Origin of the sequence: Streptomyces niphimycinicus, assembly GCF_018883605.1 — a bacterium.
GTDB lineage: Bacteria > Actinomycetota > Actinomycetes > Streptomycetales > Streptomycetaceae > Streptomyces > Streptomyces niphimycinicus.
In genome coordinates, this window is sequence record NZ_JAHLEM010000566.1 from 1 (window position 1) to 2,414 (window position 2,414).

Annotated in this window: 2 protein-coding genes; one reads left to right on the forward strand and one right to left on the reverse strand. The window is 72.7% G+C overall.

The annotated features are described in order from the left end of the window. On the reverse strand, positions 1-1,342 hold a 1,342-nt coding region (locus KN815_RS36570; protein ID WP_216346150.1), incomplete at its 3' end, for a streptophobe family protein. A 236-nt stretch (positions 1,343-1,578) separates the two neighbouring features. On the opposite strand from KN815_RS36570, the gene KN815_RS36575 reads away from it, so the two are divergent. After that, positions 1,579-2,414 (forward strand): FHA domain-containing protein (locus KN815_RS36575; RefSeq protein ID WP_443732338.1); only part of this gene is annotated, 836 nt, incomplete at its 3' end.

Below are 2,414 nucleotides of genomic sequence, written 5' to 3' on the forward strand. Positions count from 1 at the left end.
TGGCCCATGCCGCGAGTGCCCCGGCGGCCCCCGCCGCCGCGCCCCACCCCGCGCCCAGCGCAGCCGCGAGCGGAGCGTTTCCGTACAGCTCGAGCCCAGCGCCGAAGGCGTCGAAGCCGAGCACGGACAGGCTCGCGCCCGCCGAGACCCGGGTCAGCCACACCAGCAGCGGCAGCGCGAGCGCGGTCACCACGCCCAGCCGCAGCGCACACCGCCCCGCGAAGGCGAACGGCCGGGAGCTCGCCACGGGCGTACGGGCGGCGGTGAGCACCCCGGCGGCGAGCATCAGCAGCACGCTCGCGACCACCAGCAGCCAGACCCGGCCGTCGAGCTCGGCCAGCCGCCCCACCGTGAGCGGCTCCCCGCCCGGCCCGGCGAGCAGATCGTCCATGGGATAGGGCAGCACCTGCCGCAGGGCGCCGCTCGCCTTGCCGTACCAGGGGATGAACAGCCCGAGCGGTACGCCGATCCACACCCCGTTGGGCGCGCCGAGCAGCGCCGATCCGAGCACCAGCCCCGGATGGTCGTCCCCGACCGCCGCGTAGATCCCGGCCACCAGACCCGCGCCGACCGCGAGCACCAGCACCCCGCACAGCGCGGACACCGCCGGCCGGACGGTGCGGTGCAGCGCCTGCCCGCCGGGCGGCAGCGGGGTACGGCGCGCGGCCAGCAGCGCGATCAGCAGGACGGCGACGACCCACACCGCGCCGCCCAGCACCGAGCGGCCGGCCGCCACGGTGAAGCCGACGGACGCCTTGGCGTCGACGAGCTCGGCCAGCCGGTCCGGCAGCAGCCCGGCGCCGATATCCGCGATATCGCCCAGTTGCTCGGGGAGCCGGCGCAGCAGATCGTGCTCGGTGCGCTGTCTGCCGAGGCCGGGCAGGGCGAGGGTGGCGCCGTCGATCGTGACCGTATCGTTGCCCACCCAGGTCAGCCCGGCGAGCAGCAGCAGGAAGAGGACGGCCACGAGGCCCGCGCGCACGGCGAGTTCGGCCGGGCCGATCACCGCCCCCGTGGCCCGTAACGACCGTGAGAACAGCCATCCCAGCAGCAGCGCGCCGACCAGGCTCACCCCGAGTGGCGCGATATCGATGGCGGCATGGGCCTGGGCGCCCTCCAGCCCGAAGACGCCCACATCGCCGGACGGGGTGACGGAACCGCCGACGGCCAGCACCGTCGCCGCGGCGGTCATCGGCCCGAGCGCGCCCGCACGGTCGGCGCCGATCAGATGCAGACCGAGCGCGGCGATCCCGACCATGGCCAGAAACGCCCAGCTCACGCTTGCGATCGCGGCGAGCAGCGCGGGCCCCCAGGGCACTCGTCCGCCACCGCTCGCGCTCATATCGCCGACTCCCGATCGTCGCGAGTTGCCCGGATTAACAATGATCCGCACTATGCGTCAGTGCTTACCACTTTCCGAGGGCCTTTCGGATGAGTCAATGACGCCCGAGTTGTGCTCTTGTCAAAGCCCGACTTCCGGTGAAGGGACTGAGCCTGAAATAGTTCCTCAGGATGTTCGCCATCCCTAGACTCCCTCTGTCAGGGGGGTAACTCGGGGGACAACTAGTGGGGCATGGAGTGCCGGAACTCGTACTGGAATTGAACGGACAGACCTGGACACTTGATCCGTCCAGGTCGTACAGCCTGGGGCGTGACCCGCAGGGCGACATGGTGCTGGACGACGCCAGGGTCTCCTGGCGGCATGCCACGGTGCGCTGGGGTGGGCGCAGTTGGGTCATCGAGGATCAGGGCTCCACCAACGGCACTTATGTGCAGGGCCGGAGAATCCAACAGGTGGAAATCGGCCCTGGTTCGGCCGTCCATCTCGGCAATGCCACCGACGGCCCTCGGCTCAGCGTCTCCGGCGGCGGTGCCTCGATGGGCGCCGCGGGCGCGTACGGCCAGCAGGCGGCGATGGGCATGCCCCAGCAGGCTCAGCAGCCCCACCAGGCTCAGCAGCTCCCCGCCCAGCAGCCGCAGCAGCAGCCCGGCCCCGGCTGGCCCCAGCAGGGTGTGCCGCAGCAGGGTGTGCCCCAGCAGAGCGGGCCGCAGCAGGGTGCGCCGCAGCCCCAAGGCTGGCCGCAGCCCCAGCAGCAGCCCCAGGCCCCGCACCAGCAGCAGCCGTTCATCCCGCAGCAGCAGGCGCCGCATCAGCAGCCGCAGCACCAGCAGGCCCCCCAGCCGCCGCATCAGCAGCCCCAGGCCCCGCAGAACAACCTCGCGCAGAACGGCCCCGGCACCGGCTCCTCCGGCCCGGCCGGCGGTGCGCCCGCCCAGGGCGACCGCAGCCCGACCACCTTCCATCAGCTCGCCGCCGGCCGGGTGATGCGCATCGGTCGTGCGCTGGAGAACGAGCTGGTCGTCTCCGATCTCCAGGTCTCGCGCCACCACGCCGAATTCCGGGCGCTGCCCGA